This window comes from Acidovorax sp. LjRoot74 (genome assembly GCF_964254355.1).
GTDB lineage: Bacteria > Pseudomonadota > Gammaproteobacteria > Burkholderiales > Burkholderiaceae_C > Acidovorax.
Genome location: NZ_CAXUTI020000001.1, coordinates 2,514,119 through 2,535,767 on the forward strand (window position 1 = coordinate 2,514,119; position 21,649 = coordinate 2,535,767).

Sequence of the window (21,649 nt, forward strand, 5' to 3'; positions counted from 1 at the left end):
AAGGCCCTTCCCCAGCCACAGTCGCATCCGCCAATCGGTTCAGCCGTGTCGCGGAAGGTTTCTCAACCAGCTAATGCTTTCCCAAGGAAAGCGGAGGTCAGCGGAATATGAGCGATACGACATCCGTCTATCAAGCCTACCAAGGCAACACCTACCTCTTCGGCGGCAATGCGCCCTATGTCGAAGAGATGTACGAAAACTACCTTGCCAATCCAGGTAGCGTGCCAGACAACTGGCGCGAGTACTTTGATGCCCTTCAGCATGTGCCCGCAGTGGACGGCAGCAATGCCAAGGACGTCCCCCACCTGCCAGTCATCAATGCCTTTGCAGAGCGCGCGAAGCAGGGCGGCACCAAGGTTGTTGTTGCCACTGGCGCGGACTCTGAGCTGGGCCGCAAGCGCACCGCAGTTCAGCAGCTGATCGCCGCTTACCGCAATGTGGGCCAACGCTGGGCCGACCTGGATCCGCTCAAGCGCACCGAGCGCCCCGCGATCCCCGAACTCGAACCGTCTTTCTACGGTTTTAGCGACTCTGACCAGGAAGTGGTGTTCAACACCAGCAACACGTTCTTTGGCAAGGAATCGATGCCGTTGCGCGAGCTGATCAATGCCCTGCGCGAAACATATTGCGGCTCCATCGGTGCCGAGTACATGTATGCCACCGACCAGAACCAGAAGCGCTGGTGGCAGGAAAAACTCGAAAAAATCCGCAGCAAGCCCAGCTTTGGTGTGGAAAAGAAAAAGCAGATTCTCGACCGCCTGACGGCTGCCGAGGGTCTTGAGCGTTTCTTGCACACCAAGTACGTTGGCCAGAAGCGTTTCTCCCTTGAAGGGGGCGAAAGCTTCATCGCCGCGATGGACGAGCTGATCCAGTCTGCGGGCGCCAAGGGCGTGCAGGAAATCGTGATCGGCATGGCCCACCGCGGCCGCCTGAACGTGCTGGTGAACTCCCTGGGCAAGATGCCTGCGGACCTGTTTGCCGAATTCGACCACACGGCCCCTGAAGACCTGCCATCGGGCGACGTGAAGTACCACCAGGGCTTTAGCTCGGATGTGACCACCCCCGGCGGCCCGGTCCACCTGTCGCTGGCGTTCAACCCCTCCCACCTGGAAATTGTGAACCCCGTGGTCGAAGGCTCGGTGCGCGCCCGCATGGACCGCCGTGCCGACCCCCAGGGCAAGCAAGTGCTGCCCGTGCTGGTGCACGGCGACGCGGCCTTTGCCGGCCAGGGCGTGAACCAGGAAACCCTGGCGCTGGCCCAGACCCGTGGCTATTCCACAGGCGGCACGGTGCACATCATCATCAACAACCAGATCGGCTTCACGACCTCCGATCCGCGCGACGCACGCTCCACGCTGTATTGCACCGACATCGTGAAGATGGTCGAGTCGCCCGTGCTGCACGTCAACGGCGACGATCCTGAAGCCGTGGTGTTGGCCACCCAGCTCGCCTTGGAGTTCCGCATGGAATTCCAGAAGGACGTGGTTGTGGACATCATCTGCTTCCGCAAGCTGGGCCACAACGAGCAGGACACGCCTGCCCTGACGCAGCCGCTGATGTACAAGAAGATCGGCCAGCATCCTGGCACGCGCAAGCTGTATGCCGACAAGCTGGCCGCACAAGGCCTGGGCGAGTCGCTGGGCGACGACATGGTCAAGGCCTACCGCGCTGCCATGGACGCGGGCAAGCACACGGTCGATCCGGTGCTGACCAACTTCAAGAGCAAGTATGCCGTGGACTGGAGCCCCTTCCTGGGCAAGAAATGGACGGACGCTGGCGATACGGCCATCCCCTTGGCCGAATGGAAGCGCCTGGCCGAGAAGATCACCACGATCCCCGAAAGCGTGACGCCGCACCAGCTGGTCAAGAAGGTGTACGACGACCGCGCTGCGATGGGTCGTGGCGAGATTCCCGTGGATTGGGGCATGGGCGAGCACATGGCGTTTGCTTCGCTGGTGGCCAGCGGCTACCCCGTGCGCCTGTCGGGCGAAGACTGCGGCCGTGGCACATTCACGCACCGTCATTCGGTCATCCATGACCAGAAGCGCGAAAAGTGGGACATCGGCACCTACACGCCCCTGCAGAACGTGGCCGAGAACCAAGCGCCGTTCGTTGTCATCGACTCCATCCTGTCCGAAGAAGCCGTGCTGGGCTTTGAGTACGGCTACGCATCGAACGATCCCAACACCCTGGTGATCTGGGAAGCCCAGTTCGGCGACTTTGCCAATGGTGCGCAGGTCGTGATCGACCAGTTCATCGCCTCGGGTGAAGTGAAGTGGGGCCGTGTCAACGGCATCACGCTGATGCTGCCTCACGGCTACGAAGGCCAGGGCCCCGAGCACAGCTCGGCACGCCTGGAGCGTTTCATGCAGCTGTCGGCCGATGCCAACATGCAAGTGGTGCAGCCCACCACGGCCAGCCAGATCTTCCACGTGCTGCGCCGCCAGATGGTGCGCGATCTGCGCAAGCCGCTGATCATCATGACGCCCAAGTCGCTGCTGCGTAACAAGGATGCGACATCGCCGCTGTCCGAGTTCACGAAGGGTGCTTTCCAGACGGTGATCCCTGAGCAAAACGACGCCATCGTGAAGAAGGCCGCCAAGGTCAAGCGCGTGATCGCTTGTTCGGGCAAGGTGTACTACGACCTCGTGAAGAAGCGCACCGAGCGTGAAGACGACGACGTGGCCATCATCCGCGTGGAGCAGCTCTACCCCTTCCCCCACAAGGCGTTTGCTGCAGAACTCAAGAAGTACCCCAACGCCACCGACGTGGTGTGGTGCCAGGACGAGCCACAGAACCAGGGCGCCTGGTTCTTCATCCAGCACAACATCCACGAGAACATGCTGGACGGCCAGAAGCTGGGCTACTCCGGCCGTGCCGCTTCGGCATCGCCTGCCGTGGGTTACTCGCATCTGCACCAGGAACAGCAAAAGGCGCTGGTCGATGGCGCGTTTGCCAAGCTCAAGGGTTTTGTCCTGACCAAGTAAGGCCAGCACCCCCTACCGAACACAGAACAGAACCCTACTGAAAGAATTCAAAATGGCTATCGTAGAAGTCAAAGTCCCCCAGCTGTCCGAATCCGTGGCCGAAGCCACCATGCTGACCTGGAAGAAGAAGGCCGGTGAAGCCGTGGCCGTGGACGAAATCCTGATCGAGATCGAAACCGACAAGGTCGTGCTCGAAGTGCCCGCACCGTCGGCCGGCGTGCTGGCAGAAATCATCCAGGGCGACGGCGCCACGGTGGTGGCCGACCAACTGATTGCCAAAATCGATACCGAAGGCAAGGCCGGTGCGGCCGCTCCTGCCGCCGCTGCTGCAGCACCCGCTGCTGCCACGGCGTCGGCTCCTGCCCCCGCACCAGCGGCTGTTGGTGGCTCCAAGGGCGACGTGGCGATGCCCGCTGCTGCCAAGCTGCTGGCTGAGAACAACCTGTCCGCATCTGCCGTGGCCGGCAGCGGCAAGGATGGCCGCGTGACCAAGGGCGATGTGCTCAGCGCCGTCGCTGGCGGTGCAGCCAAGGCTGCTGTGGCTGCTCCAAGCGCCATCCCCACGGGCGTGCCCACCAAGGCACTGCCTCAGGTGTCGGCCCCGGCCGCCAAGGAAGACCTGGGCGATCGTCCTGAGCAGCGCGTGCCCATGAGCCGTCTGCGCGCCCGCGTGGCCGAGCGTCTGCTGCAATCTCAATCGACCAACGCCATCCTGACCACGTTCAACGAAGTGAACATGGCGCCAGTGATGGACATGCGCAAGAAGTTCCAGGACACCTTCACCAAAGAACATGGCGTGAAGATCGGCTTTATGAGCTTCTTCGTGAAAGCTGCCGTGCACGCCTTGAAGAAGTACCCCGTGCTGAACGCCTCGGTCGATGGCAATGACATCGTCTACCACGGCTACTTCGACATCGGTATCGCCGTGGGCTCGCCCCGTGGCCTGGTGGTGCCCATCCTGCGCAACGCAGACCAGATGAGCTTTGCCGATATCGAGAAGAAGATCGCCGAGTTCGGCAAGAAGGCCGCTGAAGGCAAGCTGGGCATTGAAGAAATGACCGGCGGCACGTTCTCGATTTCCAACGGCGGCACCTTCGGCTCGATGATGTCCACGCCCATCATCAACCCGCCCCAGTCGGCCATCCTGGGCGTGCACGCCACCAAAGACCGCGCCGTGGTTGAGAACGGCCAGATCGTGATCCGCCCGATGAACTACCTGGCCATGTCTTATGACCACCGCATCATCGACGGCCGCGAAGCCGTGCTGGGCCTGGTGGCGATGAAGGACGCGCTGGAAGACCCATCGCGCCTGCTGTTCGACATCTGATCCCCTGATCGCATTGACCCACCCGCGTGGCCCGGCCTCTGGTCCTGCCCGCCGGTGGGTCTTTCTCCAACTGACTGAACGAGATTTCCCATGAGCAAACAATTTGATGTGATCGTCATCGGTGGCGGCCCTGGCGGCTACATCGCAGCAATCCGCGCCGCCCAGCTAGGCTTCAACGTCGCCTGTATCGACGAATGGAAGAACGACAAGGGCGGCCCCGCGCCCGGCGGCACCTGCACCAACGTGGGCTGCATCCCTTCCAAGGCGCTGCTGCAGTCGTCCGAGCATTTCGAGCATGCCAACAAGCACTTTGCCGAGCACGGCATCACGGCCACCGGCGTCAAGATGGACGTGGCCAAGATGATTGCCCGCAAGGACACCGTCGTGAAGCAGAACAACGACGGCATCCTGTACCTGTTCAAGAAGAACAAGGTCAGCTTCTTCCATGGCCGTGGCTCGTTTGCCAAGGCCGTCGAAGGTGGCTACGAGATCAAGGTGGCGGGCGCCGCCGAAGAAACGCTGACTGGCAAGCAGATCATCATCGCCACCGGCTCCAACGCCCGTGCGTTGCCCGGCACTCCGTTTGATGAAGAACTGGTGCTGTCCAATGACGGCGCGCTGCGCGTCGGCGCGGTGCCCAAGAAGCTCGGCCTGATCGGCTCGGGTGTGATCGGCCTGGAAATGGGCTCGGTGTGGCGCCGCCTGGGCGCTGAAGTCACCATCCTCGAAGGCCTGCCGACCTTCCTGGGTGCGGTGGACGAGCAGATCGCGAAGGAAGCCAAGAAGGCGTTTGACAAGCAGGGCCTGAAGATCGAGCTGGGCGTGAAGGTCGGCGAGATCAAGACCGGCAAGAAGGGCGTCTCCATCGCCTACACCAGTGCCAAGGGCGAAGCCCAGACACTGGATGTGGACAAGCTCATCGTCTCCATCGGCCGCGTGCCCAATACCATCGGCCTGAACACCGAAGCCGTGGGCCTCGCCCTGGACGAGCGCGGTGCCATCGTGGTGGACGGCGACTGCAAGACCAACCTGCCCGGCGTCTGGGCGGTGGGCGACGTGGTGCGTGGCCCGATGCTGGCGCACAAGGCCGAAGAAGAAGGCGTTGCCGTGGCCGAGCGCATCGCCGGTCAGCATGGCCACGTCAACTTCAACACCATCCCCTGGGTCATCTACACCAGCCCCGAGATCGCATGGGTGGGCCGCACCGAGCAGCAGCTCAAGGCCGACGGCGTCAAGTACAAGGCGGGCAGCTTCCCGTTCCTGGCCAACGGCCGCGCACGCGCACTGGGCGACACCACCGGCATGGTCAAGATGCTGGCCGATGCCGAGACCGATGAGATCCTGGGCGTGCACATCGTGGGCCCGCAGGCCAGCGAGCTGATCTCTGAAGCCGTGGTTGCCATGGAGTTCAAGGCCAGCAGCGAAGACATCGCACGCATCTGCCACGCACATCCATCGCTCTCTGAAGCCACCAAGGAAGCGGCCCTGGCCGTGGACAAGCGCACCCTCAACTTCTGATATCTGAATAAAAAACGGCTCCTGCGCCTGCTGGTCAAGCGCGGGTAGCTATCAAATTCATAGTATCGGAAGGGCGTCCATCCCGTGACAGTCAAACAGGCTTACCTGGCCGAGCTGGCCGCTAAAGGCTACCAAAGCGACCCGGCCCAACTGCGGGCTGTGGATGCGCTGCAGCGCTGCGCCGATGAGTGGGCCGCCTACAAGGCGCGGCGCTCCAACGCGCTCAAGAAGCTGATCAACCGGCCCGACATTCCGCGCGGCGTGTACATGTACGGCGGGGTGGGGCGGGGCAAGAGCTTCCTGATGGAATGCTTTTTTGATGCCGTGCCCCTGAAGCGCAAGGTGCGTCTGCACTTCCACGAGTTCATGCGCGAGGTGCACCGCGAGCTGGTGGCTCTGCAGGGCACACAGAACCCGCTGGATGTGCTGGGTGAGCGCATCTCCAAGCGCTACAAGCTCATCTGCTTCGATGAGTTCCACGTGGCAGACATCACCGACGCGATGATCCTGCACCGTTTGCTGGTAGCGCTGTTCGATAACGGCGTGGGTTTTGTCACCACCTCCAATTTCAAGCCGGACGATCTGTACCCCGGCGGCCTGCACCGCGACCGCATCCTGCCCGCCATTGCACTGCTCAACGAGAAGCTGGAAGTGGTGAACGTGGACAACGGCACTGACTACCGCCGCCGCACACTGGAGCATGTGAAGCTGTACCACACGCCCCTGGGCCCCGAGGCCGATGCCGAGATGGGGCAGGCGTTCGACCAGTTGGCCGAAGTGCACGATGAAGACCCGGTGCTGCACATCGAGCAGCGCGAGATCCGCGCGCGGCGCAAGGCGGGTGGCGTGGTGTGGTTCGACTTCAAGACGCTCTGCGGCGGTCCGCGTTCGCAGAACGACTACCTGGAGATTGCCACGCAGTTCCACACCGTGTTGCTTTCGGACGTGCCCTACATGCCCGTGAGCATGGCATCGCCCGCGCGGCGTTTTACCTGGCTGGTGGATGTGCTGTACGACCGGCGCGTCAAGCTCATCCTGTCGGCCGCCGTGCCGCCCGAGCAGCTCTACACCGAGGGGCCGCTGGCGCACGAGTTTCCGCGCACGGTGTCGCGCCTCAACGAAATGCAATCCAAGGAGTTCCTGGACCTGGAGCGCCGCATGGTGGATACGGGGCTCACATGATGATGCAGCGTGGATGTTTTGCAGCGGCGCTTACCGCCTTGTTGGTGCTGCCAGCGGCTCCTGCCTGGGCCCAGGCCACCGATGGAACGCCGGACAGCACACTGACCGCTGAGGTTGCGCACCGCAGGGTGGAGCACGACCGCATCCGCCACGAACGCGAGGCGCTGGCCACCGCGCGCCAGAGAGATGAAGCCGCCTGCTACAAACAGTTTGCGGTGGAAGATTGCCTGCGTGGCGTTCGCACCAAAGCACGCGAAGCGGGCGACCGGCTCCGCGCCCAAGAGGTGGAGTTGAATGACGCCGAGCGCAGGGAGAAAGCAGCCGAGCGCCTGCGTTCCATCGAGGAAAAGCAGAAGGCTGTGCCGCCCCCGGCATCCAGAGGGCAGGGCACGGACGCCACGGTCCGCAAGACCCCGGCAGACCCCGCAAATACCAAGGCACAGCGGGAGCACGATGCAGAGCAACGCGCGCAGTTGCAACGCAACCGGGCCCAGCAGCATGACAGCGAGCAGGCTGCTCGAGCAGCCGTTCAGGCAGACCGCGCAAGCCAGGCACGTGTCCGCCATGCGGAAACCTTGAAGGCGGCGGACGAGCGCCGTGCGCGGGTCGAGAAATCCCAGGCCGATGCCGCAGCAAAGGGGCACCCACCTGCCGCACCGCTGCCAGCACCGACGCGGGCTGCATCCAGCCCGGCGCGTTGAGCGCCTGGCAAGGATGCGGGGCCAGTGGCGGCCCGCTGGCCCGTCGATTGATGGAGGTGGCTATTGCCCCCGTAGGTAACTTGGCTGCCCGGTGGCCTGTGCAGCCCTCACAACAGTGCGTAGTGGTCTTTAGAGCGTTGGGTTAGGCGCGGCCTGTGTCGATGGGCATGAGGCGTGCGATCTTCTTTTCTTCGACCAGGGCTTCTATCTTCACGATGACCAGCGACAGGTTGTCGCCACCGCCCCGGGCCCGGGAGCGCGCTTTTTCAATCAGGAACTCGGTGGCTTCGCGGGGGGACAAGGAGTCCACCACCGAGGCCAGTTCGGTGGGCGAGAAGTAGTGCCACACCCCGTCGCTGCAGGCCAGCAGCACATCGCCCGGTTGCAGCTGGGGAATCACATGGGTGGTGATGGGCGGATCGCTCTCGGTGCCCAGGCAGCCGACCAGGATGTTCGAGTGGGGGTGGTTGTTGGCCTCGGCCTCGGTCAGCTCGCCCCGGTCCACCAGCGCCTGGACATAGGAGTGGTCGCTGGTGCGGAACACCATGCGGGGCCCCTGGAAGTGGTAGATGCGCGAGTCGCCTGCATGCACCCAGTGGCAGTCGCCCCGGGGGTTGATGAGGAAAGCGGCAATCGTGCTGTGGGGTTCCTGTTCCGCCGAAATGGCCGTCAGCCGGATGACAATGTGGGCCTCTTCAACCATGTTCTTGAGCATGGACACCGCATCGTCGGTGTCGGGCGAGTAGCGCTCGAACAGCTGCCGCGCGGTCATCATGACCTGATCCGATGCCTTGCGGCCACCGCTGCGGCCGCCCATGCCGTCGGCGATCACGCCCAGCACGCAGCCATTGTGCCGGTCGTGGGAGATCAGGGCGACCTGGTCTTGCTGGTATTCCCGGTCGCCCTTGTGGATGCCGGTGGACGCGATGAGGCGAAACGCTTTGGTCATGCTGGTGATTGTGGGGGCGCGCGCACAAACGCTCGTCGTGGAAAACGGGCCAAGCGCGTATTATCCGCCCGCCTGTGGCATTTTCGCCATGCTTGCGGCGCTCTTGCCTTGAAACCCAGTCTTCACTCTCCCCACCGACAACTGATCGAATTGCGCATGGAGCACGCGGATCTGAATGCGTTGATCGATCGTTGCGCACCCGAGGCGGCGCCCGATGAGCTGACGTTGCGGCGGCTGAAAAAGCGCAGGCTGGCGTTGCGCGACGCCATGGACCGGCTGGAGCGCGACCTCCAGCCGCAAGAGCCAGCCTGATGGCGCTCATGGACATGGTGTCGGAGGTGTTTGCCTCCGGTGGCGTCTTGCAGCGGGCGGACACGCATTTCCAGCCCCGCGAAGGGCAGACCCAGATGGCCTGTGCCGTGGCGCGGACCATCGAAGCGGGGGGCGCCCTCGTCGTGGAGGCTGGCACCGGGGTGGGCAAGACCTTCTCTTACCTGGTTCCGGCGTTGCTCAGTGGCGAGCGTGTGCTGCTGTCCACCGCCACCAAGGCACTGCAAGACCAGCTTTTTGCACGCGACCTGCCCTGGTTGGTGGACACGCTGGGCATGCCGGTGCGCATGGCGTTGCTCAAGGGGCGCTCCAGCTACCTGTGCCTGTACCGCATGGAACTGGCGCGCCAGGACGTGCAGGCACAGGACCGGGGCGTGGCGCGTGTGCTGGCCAAGGTGGAGGGCTGGTCGCACCACACCCAGTCTGGCGACCTGGCCGAGCTGACGGGGCTGGATGATCGCTCGCCCGTGATTCCCCTGGTCACCTCCACCCGCGAGAACTGCCTGGGATCGCAGTGCCCCCGGTTCCGTGAATGCCATGTGCACAAGGCGCGGCGCGAGGCGCTGGCGGCCGACATTGTGGTCATCAACCACCATCTGTTTTTTGCTGATGTGGCGGTGCGCGAGTCGGGCATGGCAGAGCTGTTGCCCACGGTGCGCGTGGTGGTGTTTGACGAGGCGCACCAGATCAATGAGACAGGGGTGCAGTTTTTAGGCACCCAGTTGTCCACGGGGCAGGTGATAGATTTCAGCCGGGACCTGCTGGCCGCAGGCCTGCAGCACGCCCGCGGTCTGGCGGACTGGGTGGGGCTGTCTCGCCTGGTGGAGTTGTCGGCGCGGGACCTGCGCCTGGTGGCCGGTGCGGCGCCCGGTGGCGCCAAACTGCGGTGGGCGGACGAAACCCCGGAGGGGATTCCCGAATGCGACTGGCGCGATGCCCTGCGCAGCGTGGCGCTGGCTTGTGTGCAGGCCCAGGAGGCGCTGGACACGGTCAGTGAGATTGCGCCGGACTTTGTGCGGCTCTATGAGCGAGGCTCGGAGCTGCTGGCGCGGCTGGCCCGGTTTTCAGCCCCTGCCGATTCTGAGGGGGTGCGGTGGGTTGATGTGGGGGCGCAACTGCGGCTGGTGGCGTCCCCGCTGGACATTGCCGATGCCATGCGCACGCGCCTGTTGGCGGCGCCTGCAGAGGCTTCGGAGAACGAGGAGGGCGACGGCTGGCCCGAGGCCCCTGCCGCCGGCCCGGGGCGGGCGTGGATCTTCACGTCGGCCACCCTGGGCGATGACGAACGCCTGAGCTGGTTCACCGAGCGGGCCGGGCTGCAGGAGGCTGAAATCCTGCGGGTGACCAGCCCCTTTGACTATCCCGCCCAGGCCGCGCTGTATGTGCCCCGCCAGCTGCCTGCGCCGGCCGACCCTGCGCACAGCCCGGTGCTGGCGAAATGGGTGGGCGATGCTGCAGAGCGGCTGGGGGGGCGCACCCTGGTGCTCACCACTACCTTGAAGGCTTTGCGCACCGTGGGCGAAGCCCTCCAGAAGCGGTTTGCATCGTCAGGCGCCCTGGAGGTGCTGGTGCAGGGCGAATGGCCCAAGCGCAGGCTGATGGAGCGTTTTCGTGAGGGCGCCGGGCATGGTCAGCCGGGGTGTGTGCTGGTGGCGTCCGCCACCTTTTGGGAAGGGTTTGATGTGCCCGGGGATGCGCTGCAGCTCGTGGTCATCGACAAGCTGCCTTTCCCGCCACCCGGCGACCCATTGGTCGAAGCGCGCACCCAGCGCATTGAAAAGACCGGGGGGAAAGCCTTCAAGGCCTATGCATTGCCGGAAGCGGCCGTAGCGCTCAAGCAGGGGGCCGGGCGCCTGATCCGGCGGGAGTCGGACCGGGGCATTCTGGTGGTGGGGGACACCCGCCTTGTCACCATGGGCTACGGCAAGCGCCTGCTGGCTGCATTGCCGCCCATGCGGCGGCTGGAATCTGAAGAGGCTTTTGGCGAAGCCCTTCAGGCGTTGCTTACCAGACCTTCCACCACGGATCCGACTTTCCCTTGAAGCCGCCGCTCAGGTAGGGGCTCTGGGGGTAGGACTTGTCCATGACGCGGCGCGCATCGTCACGCAGCTGGGTCATGCCCAGGGCATCATATGACTGAATGAGGATGTACAGCGCTTCTTCCAGCGCTGGCACGCCCTGGTAGTCGGCCACGGCCACCTGGGCGCGGCTGATGGCGGCCACATACGCACCACGCTGAAAGTAATAGCGGGCCACATGCACTTCGTACTGCGCGAGCGAGTTGACGATGTAGGTCATGCGCTGGCGCGAGTCCTGCGCGTAGCGCGAGTCAGGGAAGCGGGTGACCAGTTCGCTGAAGGCCTCGAACGAGTCCTTGGCGGCTTTCTGGTCGCGCTCGGACAGGTCCTGGCGGGAGATGAACGAGAACAGCCCCAGGTTGTCGTTGAAGTTCACCAGGCCCTTGAGGTACAGCGCGTAGTCGAGCGCAGGGCTGGCGGGGTGCAGCTTCATGAAGCGGTCCAGCGTGGCGATGGCCTGGGCTTTTTCGCCAGCCTTGTAGTGCGCGTAGGCCTTGTCGATCTGGGCCTGCTGGGCCAGAGGCGTGCCTGCGGCACGGCCTTCGAGCTTTTCGAGCAGGGGAACCGCCTTGTCATAGGCGCCGCTGCTCATTTCGTCCTTGGCTTCCGAGTGGATGCGGTTGGGGCTCCAGCCAGCCGTTTTGTCTTCGGTGGTGCTGGAGCAGCCTGCCAGCAGACCAGCAAGCAGCAGGGCGGAAACGAGGGGCAGAGGGGCACGCAGCATCGCAAGCAGCTTTCAGCAAATGAGGGAACAGGTGCACGCAGGGCTTTGTGGGGCCAGGGCGTGTGTTGCGCTTCCGGCCCAAGGCCCACGGGCATCTTGAACAGAAAAGGCATTGTACTGGTGGCTGTTGTCGCCCAGCGGCGCCGTGAGCCTGGCTTTCGGCCAGGCAGGTGCGGGGCTTTCTACAATGGCTCCATGTTTGTTCACTTGCGCCTGCACACCGAATTTTCCGTCGTGGACGGTACCAATCGAATCGATGAGGTGGCCAAGGCGGCCGCCAAGGACGGCCAGCCAGCCTTGGCCATCACCGATCTCAACAACCTTTTTGGCGCGATCAAGTTCTACAAGGAAGCCCGTGGCAAGGGCGTCAAGCCCATCCTGGGGGCTGAAATCTTCCTGGAAGGCGAAGCAGGGGCCGCACCGTCGCGCATGATCGTGCTGGTGCAAAGCCGCCAGGGCTACCTCAACCTGTCGGAGTTGCTGGCCCGTGCCTGGACGCGCAACGTGGTCAAGAACCTGGCGCTGTGTACCTGGGCCTGGCTGGAGGAATTGTCCGAGGGGCTGATTGCGCTTTCGGGTGCCCAGGCGGGCCCGGTGGGGCAGGCCCTGCTCAAGGGCGATGAGTCCGGCGCGGCCGACCTCGCACTGCGCCTGGCAGGGATTTTCCCGCACCGCTTTTACATGGAGTTGCAGCGCGCCGGCCGCGTTGACGACGAAAGCCATGTCGCGGCTGCAGCCCAGCTGGCGGCTCGCCTGAACCTGCCGGTGGTGGCCACACACCCGGTGCAATTTGCCACGGCAGACGACTACGAAGCCCATGAGGCCCGCATCTGCATTGCTGAAGGCGAAATCCTGGCCAATCCGCGCCGGGTGCGCAAGTTCACCCGCGACCAGTATTTCAAGTCCTCGGCCGAGATGCAGGCCCTGTTCGCCGATGTGCCCTCGGCCCTGGCGAACACGGTGGAAATCGCCCAGCGCTGCAACCTCACGCTGGTGCTGGGCAAGCCGCAACTCCCGGACTTCCCCACGCCCAATGGAATACCCATCGATGAGCATTTCCGCAATGCTTCCTTCGCAGGGCTGGAGGAGCGCCTCAAGTTGCTCTTCCCCAAGGAGGCCGAGCGCGACCAGCAGCGTCCGCGTTATGTGGAGCGGCTGGAGTTCGAGATCGGCACCATCCTCAAGATGGGCTTCCCGGGCTACTTCCTGATCGTGGGCGACTTCATCCAGTGGGCCAAGGAAAACGGCTGTCCCGTGGGGCCGGGTCGGGGCTCGGGTGCAGGCTCACTCGTAGCCTATGCGCTCAAGATCACCGACTTGGATCCGCTCGAATACAACTTGCTGTTCGAGCGTTTCCTGAACCCTGAGCGGGTCTCGATGCCCGACTTCGACATCGACTTCTGCCAGGGCAACCGCGACCGCGTGATCGACTACGTGAAGGAGAAGTACGGCAAGAACGCTGTGAGCCAGATTGCCACCTTCGGCACGATGGCGGCCAAGGCGGCCATCCGCGATGTGGGCCGTGTCATGGACATGAGCTACACCTTCTGCGACGGTATCTCCAAGCTGGTGCCGGGCAAACCGGGCATGTCGTACACCTTGCAGTACCCGCCCGAGGTGAAGAAAGAGGGCGATAAGAACAACTACGCGCTGGAGCTGGAGCCCATGCTCTACGAGCGCGTGCGCAAGGAAGAAGACGTCAAGACCGTCATCGAGATGGCGCAAAAGCTAGAAGGCATGACGCGCAACATCGGCATGCACGCCGGGGGCGTGCTGATTGCGCCGGGCAAGCTCACCGACTTCTGCCCGCTGTATCAGCAGCCGGGCAGCGAATCGGCCGTGAGCCAGTACGACAAGGACGACGTGGAGGCTATTGGCCTCGTGAAGTTCGACTTCTTGGGCTTGGCCACGCTCACCATCCTGGAGATTGCGCGCGAGTTCATCATGAAGCGCCACAAGGGCCAGGAGAACTTTGCGTTCGAAACCATTCCGCTGGATGACGGCCCCACCTACCGGCTGTTCTCCGAGGGCAAGACCGAGGCCGTGTTCCAGTTTGAAAGCCGGGGCATGCAGGGCATGCTCAAGGAGGCCAAACCCAGCCGCCTTGAAGACCTGATTGCTCTGAACGCGCTCTACCGTCCAGGCCCCATGGACCTGATCCCCACCTTCGTGAACCGCAAGCACGGCAAGGAACCGGTGGAGTACCCACACCCGCTGGTCGAGCCCGTGCTGTCGGAGACCTACGGGATCATGGTGTACCAGGAGCAGGTGATGCAGACCGCCCAGGTGCTGGGCGGCTACAGCCTGGGCGGCGCCGACATGCTGCGCCGGGCCATGGGCAAGAAAAAGGCCGAGGAGATGGCCGAGCACCGCGAGATCTTCCGCAAGGGGGCGGCCGAAAAGGGCATCAACCAGGAGAAGGCCGACGAGGTGTTCGACCTGATGGAGAAGTTCGCGGGTTACGGCTTCAACAAGTCGCATGCCGCCGCGTACTCTCTGCTGGCGTACCACACGGGCTGGCTCAAGGTGCATTTCACCGCTGAGTTCTTCTGCGCCAACATGACCGTGGAAATGGACGACACCGACAAGCTCAAGGTGTTGTACGAGGACGCGGTCAAGCACTTCGGCATGACCTTCGAACCACCGGACGTGAACCGGGGCAAGTACCGGTTCGAGCCGGTCACGGACAAGATCATCCGCTATGGCCTCGGCGCCGTGAAAGGCACGGGCCAGCAGGCCATCGAAGCCATGGTGGCGGCGCGCGAAGGGCGGGGCGAGGGCCCCAACGGCTCCACCACCGGCCCCTTCAAGAGCCTGTTCGATTTCTGCCTGCGCGTGGACAAGGCGCGCATGAACAAACGCACTGTGGAAGCGCTGATCAAGGCGGGTGCGTTCGATTCGATCAACATGAACCGCGCCGCGATGGTGGCATCCATCGACCGGGCTTTTGACTTTGCAGCAGCCACGCTGGCCAATGCGAACCAGGGCGGGTTGTTCGACATGATGGGCGACGATGCCCATGGCTCCAGCACGCAAGAGCCAGACCTGGTGGAAGCACTCCCCTGGGGCATCAAGGAGCGGCTCACGCTGGAAAAAACGGCGGTGGGCTTTTATCTCTCCGGCCATCTTTTTGACGAGGTGGTCACCGAGGTGCGCCGCTTTGTGCGCACCCAGATCGATGAACTGCTCGACAGCCGCGAACCCCAGGTGCTGGCCGGGATCATCAGCGACTTTCGGGTGATCAATGGACAGCGGGGCAAGCTGGCCTTGTTCAAGCTGGATGACAAGTCCGCCGTCATCGAAGCATCGGCCGACGAGGCCTTGATCAACACCTACCGCAACCAGCTCAAGGAAGACGAGTTCGTGGTGATGATGGGGCGCCTGCAACTGGACCACTTCAGTGGTGGCCTGCGCGTGAAGGTGCAGCAGGTGTGGGATCTGGCGGGCGCACGCTGCCGGTTTGGAAAGTACCTGCATGTGGCGGTGGGCGACAAGCTGCCTGATGTCCCGCGTCTGGTGCAGGAGTTTCCGGCCCGGCGCGAGGAAAGTGCCGAGGGCGAAGTCGCCGTGCATGGCCTGCGGGTGCGCATGGGGGTGCGCTGCAAGGCCGAGGACGCGGCGGCAGTGGCCGAGCTGCAACTGGGCGAAAACGCACGGTTTTTCCCGTCGGATGCAGCCTTGGCGGCATGGACTGCGCAGGCGGGCCCGGGGGCGGCGAGCGTGGTGTACGAATAACGCGGGGGAAGTGGCTGCCTCTGTGGCAGCCATGGCTTGAAAAATACCGGGTCAACTCCCAACTTCTTCTGCGGCAGCCCCCTGCGCGGGTCGCTAGAATGATTTTCATGGCAACAAAACCACCCTCACCCCCCACCGCGCCGCCCGTCACACGGCCAGCGCGGGATGATGGCGGTTCGGTCGTGCTCGAAAGGCGCACCCAGAAGACCCAGCCGCCCCAGATGTACCAGGTGGTCATGCTAAATGACGACTACACCCCCATGGAGTTCGTCATCGTGGTCCTGCAGGAGTTCTTCAGCAAGGACCGTGAGCAAGCCACCCAGATCATGTTGAAAATCCATCTGGATGGCAAAGGCGTCTGCGGGGTGTATTCCCGCGACGTCGCCGCTACCAAGGTGGAACAAGTGCTTGACGCCGCCCTCAAGGCTGGCCACCCACTGCAATGTGTCAGTGAACCTGTTGAATAACAGGTCTTTTGTCCCGATCTAAAGTTATCCCTTCCACGCAAGCACAAAGGAGTTCACATGATTGCCCAGGAACTGGAAGTCAGCTTGCACATGGCCTTTGTTGAGGCCCGCCAGCAGCGCCACGAGTTCATCACCGTGGAGCATCTGTTGCTTGCATTGCTCGATAACCCCAGCGCAGCGGAAGTGCTGCGCGCATGTTCGGCCAACATCGATGATCTGCGTTCATCGCTGTCGAACTTCATCAAAGACAACACCCCCCAGGTCGCCGGGACCGATGAGGTGGACACACAACCCACGCTGGGCTTCCAGCGCGTGATCCAGCGCGCCATCATGCACGTGCAGTCCACGGGCAATGGCAAGAAAGAGGTGACGGGTGCCAACGTGCTCGTGGCCATCTTCGGCGAGAAGGACTCGCACGCCGTGTACTACCTGCACCAGCAGGGCGTGACGCGCCTGGACGTGGTCAACTTCATCGCCCACGGCATCAAGAAGGGCGAGCCACCAGAACCCGCCAAGGCTGAGAACCAGGCTGAGGGCGAAGAAGGCGGTGGTGGTGAGCGCAGCGAAAAGGCCTCGCCCCTGGAACAGTTCACCCAGAACCTGAACCTGGCGGCCAAGGACGGCAAGATCGACCCGCTGATCGGCCGCCACTACGAGGTCGAGCGCACCATCCAGATCCTCTGCCGCCGCCGCAAGAACAACCCGCTGCTGGTGGGCGAGGCTGGCGTGGGCAAGACGGCGATTGCCGAGGGCCTGGCCTGGCGCATCACGCAGAACGACGTGCCCGAGATCCTGGCCGAGGCCACGGTGTATTCGCTCGACATGGGCGCGCTGCTGGCGGGTACCAAGTACCGGGGGGATTTCGAGCAGCGCCTCAAGGGCGTGCTCAAGTCGCTCAAGGACAAGCCCAATGCCATCCTGTTCATCGATGAGATCCACACCCTGATCGGTGCGGGCGCAGCCTCGGGCGGCACGCTGGATGCGTCCAACCTGCTCAAGCCGGCGCTCTCCAGCGGCCAGCTCAAGTGCATCGGCGCAACCACTTTCACGGAATACCGTGGCATCTTCGAAAAGGATGCTGCCTTGTCCCGCCGCTTCCAGAAGGTGGACGTGGTTGAGCCCAGCGTGGCCGAGACCATCGACATCCTCAAGGGCCTCAAGAGCCGCTTCGAAGAGCACCACAGCGTGAAGTACGCCGCTGCGGCCCTGCAGGCTGCGGCTGAGTTGAGCGCCAAGTACATCAACGACCGCCACCTGCCCGACAAGGCCATTGACGTGATCGACGAGGCCGGTGCCGCCCAGCGCATCCTGGTGCCCAGCAAGCGCAAGAAGACCATCGGCAAGGCAGAGATCGAAGAGATCGTGGCCAAGATTGCGCGCATTCCGCCCGCCAATGTCAGCAACGACGACCGCAGCAAGCTGCAGACGCTGGAGCGTGACCTCAAGAGCGTGGTGTTCGGCCAGGACAAGGCGCTCGAAGTGCTCGCTTCTTCCGTGAAGATGGCACGCTCGGGCCTGGGCAAGGGCGACAAGCCGATTGGCTCCTTCCTGTTCAGCGGCCCCACGGGCGTGGGCAAGACCGAAGCGGCCAAGCAGCTCGCCTACATCATGGGCATCGAGCTCATCCGCTTCGACATGTCGGAGTACATGGAGCGCCACGCTGTGAGCCGCCTGATTGGCGCGCCCCCCGGCTATGTGGGTTTTGACCAGGGTGGCCTGCTGACCGAAGCCATCACGAAGAAGCCGCACGCGGTGCTGCTGCTCGACGAGATCGAGAAGGCACACCCGGACATTTTCAACGTGTTGCTGCAGGTCATGGACCATGGCACGCTGACGGACAACAACGGCCGCAAGGCCGACTTCCGCAACGTGCTCATCATCATGACCACGAATGCCGGCGCCGAGACCATGAACAAGGCGACCATTGGCTTCACCAACCCGCGCCAGGCGGGCGACGAGATGGGCGACATCAAGCGCCTGTTCACGCCCGAGTTCCGCAACCGGCTGGATGCCATCGTCAACTTCAAGGCCCTGGACGAGCAGATCATCCTGCGCGTGGTGGACAAGTTCCTGCTGCAGCTGGAAACGCAACTGGCCGAGAAGAAGGTGGAAGTCACCTTCACCGACCAACTGCGCAAGCACCTGGCCAAGAAGGGCTTCGATCCGCTCATGGGCGCACGCCCGATGCAGCGCCTGATCCAGGACACCATCCGCCGCGCGTTGGCCGACGAGCTGCTGTTTGGCCGCCTGACCGAAGGTGGCCGCCTGACGGTGGACATCGAGATGAAGACCGATGACAAGGGCTTGGAGACGCCCGAGGTGTTGCTCGACATCCAGCCGCTGCCCAAGAAGGAGCGTTCTGCCAAGTCGGAGCCTGCCGAGCCAGAAGAGGCCACGGCAGACTGACCCGGCGGTCACCGCCAGTGTCGAGCGCCTTTCGGGGCACCGCCTGACAAACAAAAAACCCACGGTGAATGCCGTGGGTTTTTTGTTTTCTGGCCCCGTAGGTGGCCCTTGGGCCTTCCAATCCTGCTGTTGGGCCCCACGGGACCCGCTGCTAGCCACTGCATCCATCCTGAGGCCCAGGAGGCGTGTGCTCCAGACCCGTGGATCAGCGCAGTATCAAGGGGTTTGCAGCCGCTGCAACAGCTCCACCGTCGGATAGCCGTCTGCCGCCATGCCCAGGCTGCGCTGATAGCCGCGCAGCCCGGCGCGCGTGGCAGGGCCCATCACACCGTCGGGCGTGCCCGCTGCAAAACCTTTGCGGTTCAGTGCCTCCTGCAGCGCCTGCATCTGCGTGCGGGACAAGGGCTCCAGGTCGCGCGGCCAGGCGCCGATGACCGGAGCACCGCCGCCAATCTGGCGGGACAGCAGGGCCACTGCCAGCGCGTAGTTCACCGAGTTGTTGTAGCGCAGGATGGCCCGGAAGTTCGCTCCCACCACAAAGGCCGGGCCGCGTGCGCCCGCCGGGGCGGTGATGGAGGCTGCACCCAGGGCAGGCAGTGGCTGGCCGTCGGCTGAGCGCACGCCTTCTGCCTCCCACTGCGCCGTGGTCTGCCGCACGGCGGGGTCGGCCCGGGCGTGGTCGAAGTGGGGCGGCAGCACCACTTCGGCGCCCCAGGTCTCGCTGGCCTGCCAGCCAGAGCGTGCAAGGAAGTGCGCGGTAGAGGTCAGCACATCGGGGATGCTGCCCCAGATGTCGCGCCGCCCGTCGCCATCGGCATCCACGGCGTAGGCCAGAAACACCGATGGCAGAAACTGCGTGTGCCCCATGGCGCCCGCCCACGAGCCCAGCATGCGCTCGGCTGCAATGTCGCCCCGGTCCACGATGCGCAGCGCCGCCAGCAGCTCGCCCTGGGCCCAGGCGCGGCGGCGCCCTTCGTAGGCCAGGGTGGCCAGCGCGTCCACGGTGCGGAAGCTGCCAAAGTTGCTGCCGTAGTTGCTCTCCATGCCCCAGATGGCGGTGACCACTGTGGCAGGCACGCCGTAGCGCGCGGCAGCGGCCTCCAGCGTGGGGCCGTGTTCGGCCAGCTTGGCCTGGCCCTGGGCTACGCGCTGGGCCGATACAGCGCTGTCGAGGTAAGCCCAGGGCGTGCGCGAGAACTCGGGCTGGGCCCGGTCCAGCTCCACCACACGCGGCTGCCACTGCGCCTGGCCCAGCACATCGCGCACCGTGTTCGGCTGGATGCCCGCCGCCAGGGCCTGGGCCGCAAACTCGATGCGCCAGGCTGCAAAACCTGCGGTGTGGTCATTGGAATCGGTCACCGATGGGGCCGCGCCTGTGGGCGCAGGGGCCGACGCAGGCACTGGATGGGGGGGCGCGGAAGGTGTGGGGGAGGGCGCGGGGACTGCAGAACAACCCGCCAGCGCCAGGCCCGCGAGCCAGACCGCCAGCGGCGTGGACCCTGCAGGCAGCGGGCGGTGGGGCGAGGCGATGGTGGGGCGGGAGTTGGTGTTGGAGTTGGGGAGGGGGCAATGCATGGCGCCATTGTCCCGCGCGGCCACGCTGCGGCCGGGCCGCAGGTGTATCACCTAGTGAGCGCCATGCAGCCACGGGTTATGATTTGCTATTATTTGTATAGCTATAAAGGCATGATGGACAGGCGGTAGGGGCCTAAAAAGCCTGCAAATCCGGTTACAGTTGCGCCTCCACCCCGCCGACATCCCCGTCCCGCCCCTGTTTGCTGACCGACCATGGCTGCCCACACCTTCCTCTGGCACGACTACGAAACCTTCGGGGCCAACACGCGCCGCGACCGCCCGGCGCAGTTTGCAGCCATCCGCACGGATGCCGACCTCAACGAGATCAGCGAGCCGCTGATGATCTACTGCCAGCCGGCCAACGACTACCTGCCCGATCCGCAGTCCTGCCTCATCACCGGCATCACCCCCCAGCTCTGCCTGGAAAAAGGCCTGCCCGAGCGCGAGTTTGCCAACCGCATCGAGGCCGAGTTCGCCCAGCCCGGCACCATCGGAGTGGGCTACAACACCATCCGGTTCGACGACGAGATCACGCGCTTCATGTTCTGGCGCAACCTCATCGACCCCTATGCGCGCGAATGGCAAAACCAGTGCGGCCGCTGGGACTTGCTGGACGTAGTGCGCATGACCTATGCGCTGCGGCCCGAAGGCATCGCCTGGCCCAAGAAGGAAGACGGCGCGCCCAGCTTCAAGCTCGAGCACCTCTCCAAAGCCAATGGCCTGCTGCACGAGGCCGCGCACGATGCGCTGTCGGACGTGCGCGCCACCATTGCGCTGGCGCGGCTGATTCGCCAGCACAACGCCAAGCTGTTTGACTTTGCCCTGGCACTGCACAAAAAAGACCGCGTGGCCGCTGAGCTGCGCTTGCCCGCCACGGCCATCACGGCGCGGCCGTTCTTGCATGTGTCAGGCATGTTCCCCACCGAGCGCGGCTGCCTGGGCGTGATGTGGCCGCTGGCCAGCCACCCCACCAACAAGAACGAGCTGATCGCCTGGGACCTGGCCCACGACCCGCGCGAACTGGCCGCGCTGAATGTGGAGGACATCCGCTTGCGCATGTTCACCCGCTCGGCCGACCTGCCCGAGGGCGTCACACGCCTGCCCATCAAGACCATCCACCTCAACAAATCGCCCATGGTGGTGGGCAATGTGAACACCCTCACGCCCGCGCTGGCGCAGCGCTGGGGCATCGACCTGACCCAGGCCGCGCAGCACGCCGAGGTGGCGCGCAGCCTGCCCGACATGAGCGGCATCTGGCCCGCCGTGTTCGCCCGGCCCGCTGAGCCCGCCCCCGATGTGGACCAGGACCTGTACGGCGGCTTCGTGGGGAACAACGATCGCCGCTATCTGAACGACCTGCGCAGCATGTCCGGCGCCAAGCTGGCCACCGCCCGAACGGGTTTTGACGACCCGCGCCTGACCGAGCTGGTCTGGCGCTACCGGGCGCGCAACTTTCCGCAGACCCTCACGCCTGAGGAGCAAGAGCGCTGGGAGGCCCACCGCGCCGCCTGCCTGTTCGACGGGCAGGGCGGGGCGCGCACGGTGGAGCAGCTGTTCACCGAAATCGATACCCTGTCGGAGACCGCTGACGACGAGCGCACGCAGGACATCCTGGGGGCCTTGTACGATTACGCCGAGCACATCGCACCGGAGCGGTAGCTCCCCCTGAG

The 21,649-nt window shown here is 64.2% G+C and carries 14 protein-coding genes; 11 read left to right on the top strand and 3 right to left on the bottom strand.

The features are described from left to right. Positions 1-107 precede the first annotated feature (107 nt). The 5 genes from ACSQ3O_RS11805 to ACSQ3O_RS11825 all read left to right on the top strand — a co-directional run bounded on the left by ACSQ3O_RS11805 (position 108) and on the right by ACSQ3O_RS11825 (position 7,715). Positions 108-2,987: a 2-oxoglutarate dehydrogenase E1 component gene (locus tag ACSQ3O_RS11805; RefSeq protein ID WP_298456906.1), complete on the top strand. Its 2,880-nt coding sequence runs from the start codon at positions 108-110 to the stop codon at positions 2,985-2,987. A 52-nt stretch (positions 2,988-3,039) separates the two neighbouring features. Further along, positions 3,040-4,314, top strand: a complete 1,275-nt coding sequence (gene odhB / locus ACSQ3O_RS11810; RefSeq protein ID WP_436138985.1) for a 2-oxoglutarate dehydrogenase complex dihydrolipoyllysine-residue succinyltransferase — start codon at positions 3,040-3,042, stop codon at positions 4,312-4,314. Between the two features lie 90 nt (positions 4,315-4,404). Then, positions 4,405-5,832 carry a dihydrolipoyl dehydrogenase gene (lpdA, locus tag ACSQ3O_RS11815; RefSeq protein ID WP_436138986.1) on the top strand — a complete coding sequence of 476 codons (1,428 nt, stop codon included), beginning with the start codon at positions 4,405-4,407 and terminating at the stop codon, positions 5,830-5,832. Positions 5,833-5,916: 84 nt separating this feature from the next. Then, positions 5,917-7,014 carry a cell division protein ZapE gene (gene zapE, locus ACSQ3O_RS11820; RefSeq protein ID WP_436138987.1) on the top strand — a complete coding sequence of 366 codons (1,098 nt, stop codon included), beginning with the start codon at positions 5,917-5,919 and terminating at the stop codon, positions 7,012-7,014. Next, complete coding sequence (locus ACSQ3O_RS11825; protein ID WP_436138988.1) at positions 7,011-7,715, top strand: hypothetical protein; 705 nt, start codon at positions 7,011-7,013, stop codon at positions 7,713-7,715. Before zapE ends, ACSQ3O_RS11825 begins: the two co-directional genes overlap by 4 nt. Before the next feature lie 142 nt (positions 7,716-7,857). Here ACSQ3O_RS11825 and ACSQ3O_RS11830 read toward each other — a convergent pair whose 3' ends face one another. After that, positions 7,858-8,664 (bottom strand): PP2C family protein-serine/threonine phosphatase, encoded by an 807-nt coding sequence (locus tag ACSQ3O_RS11830; RefSeq protein ID WP_436138989.1) that lies wholly within the window; start codon positions 8,662-8,664, stop codon positions 7,858-7,860. Between the two features lie 156 nt (positions 8,665-8,820). Here ACSQ3O_RS11830 and ACSQ3O_RS11835 point away from each other — a divergent pair, with 156 nt between their 5' ends. Beyond that, positions 8,821-8,976: a YdcH family protein gene (locus tag ACSQ3O_RS11835; protein WP_436141114.1), complete on the top strand. Its 156-nt coding sequence runs from the start codon at positions 8,821-8,823 to the stop codon at positions 8,974-8,976. Continuing rightward, positions 8,976-11,036, top strand: coding sequence for an ATP-dependent DNA helicase (locus ACSQ3O_RS11840; RefSeq protein ID WP_436138990.1), 2,061 nt, complete (start codon positions 8,976-8,978; stop codon positions 11,034-11,036). The genes ACSQ3O_RS11835 and ACSQ3O_RS11840 overlap by 1 nt, the downstream gene beginning before the upstream one ends. Here the strand turns inward: ACSQ3O_RS11840 and ACSQ3O_RS11845 are convergent. Beyond that, positions 10,999-11,796, bottom strand: coding sequence for an outer membrane protein assembly factor BamD (locus tag ACSQ3O_RS11845; RefSeq protein WP_137747907.1), 798 nt, complete (start codon positions 11,794-11,796; stop codon positions 10,999-11,001). The two genes, ACSQ3O_RS11840 and ACSQ3O_RS11845, sit on opposite strands and share 38 nt — an antisense overlap. 195 nt (positions 11,797-11,991) lie before the next feature. Here ACSQ3O_RS11845 and dnaE point away from each other — a divergent pair, with 195 nt between their 5' ends. The 3 genes from dnaE to clpA all read left to right on the top strand — a co-directional run bounded on the left by dnaE (position 11,992) and on the right by clpA (position 18,404). Further along, positions 11,992-15,531, top strand: coding sequence for a DNA polymerase III subunit alpha (gene dnaE, locus ACSQ3O_RS11850; protein ID WP_436138991.1), 3,540 nt, complete (start codon positions 11,992-11,994; stop codon positions 15,529-15,531). A 98-nt stretch (positions 15,532-15,629) separates the two neighbouring features. Further along, entirely contained in the window at positions 15,630-15,998 is a 369-nt protein-coding gene (gene clpS / locus ACSQ3O_RS11855) for an ATP-dependent Clp protease adapter ClpS (RefSeq protein ID WP_029414237.1), read from the top strand. A 57-nt stretch (positions 15,999-16,055) separates the two neighbouring features. Beyond that, complete coding sequence (clpA, locus tag ACSQ3O_RS11860) at positions 16,056-18,404, top strand: ATP-dependent Clp protease ATP-binding subunit ClpA (protein WP_436138992.1); 2,349 nt, start codon at positions 16,056-16,058, stop codon at positions 18,402-18,404. A gap of 216 nt (positions 18,405-18,620) precedes the next feature. On the opposite strand, the gene ACSQ3O_RS11865 is transcribed toward clpA, so the two are convergent. Next, positions 18,621-19,979, bottom strand: a complete 1,359-nt coding sequence (locus tag ACSQ3O_RS11865) for a lytic murein transglycosylase (protein ID WP_436138993.1) — start codon at positions 19,977-19,979, stop codon at positions 18,621-18,623. Between the two features lie 213 nt (positions 19,980-20,192). Between ACSQ3O_RS11865 and sbcB the strand changes: the two genes are divergently transcribed. Next, on the top strand, positions 20,193-21,638 hold the full coding sequence (sbcB, locus tag ACSQ3O_RS11870) for an exodeoxyribonuclease I (RefSeq protein WP_436138994.1): 1,446 nt from the start codon (positions 20,193-20,195) through the stop codon (positions 21,636-21,638). Positions 21,639-21,649: the final 11 nt, after the last annotated feature.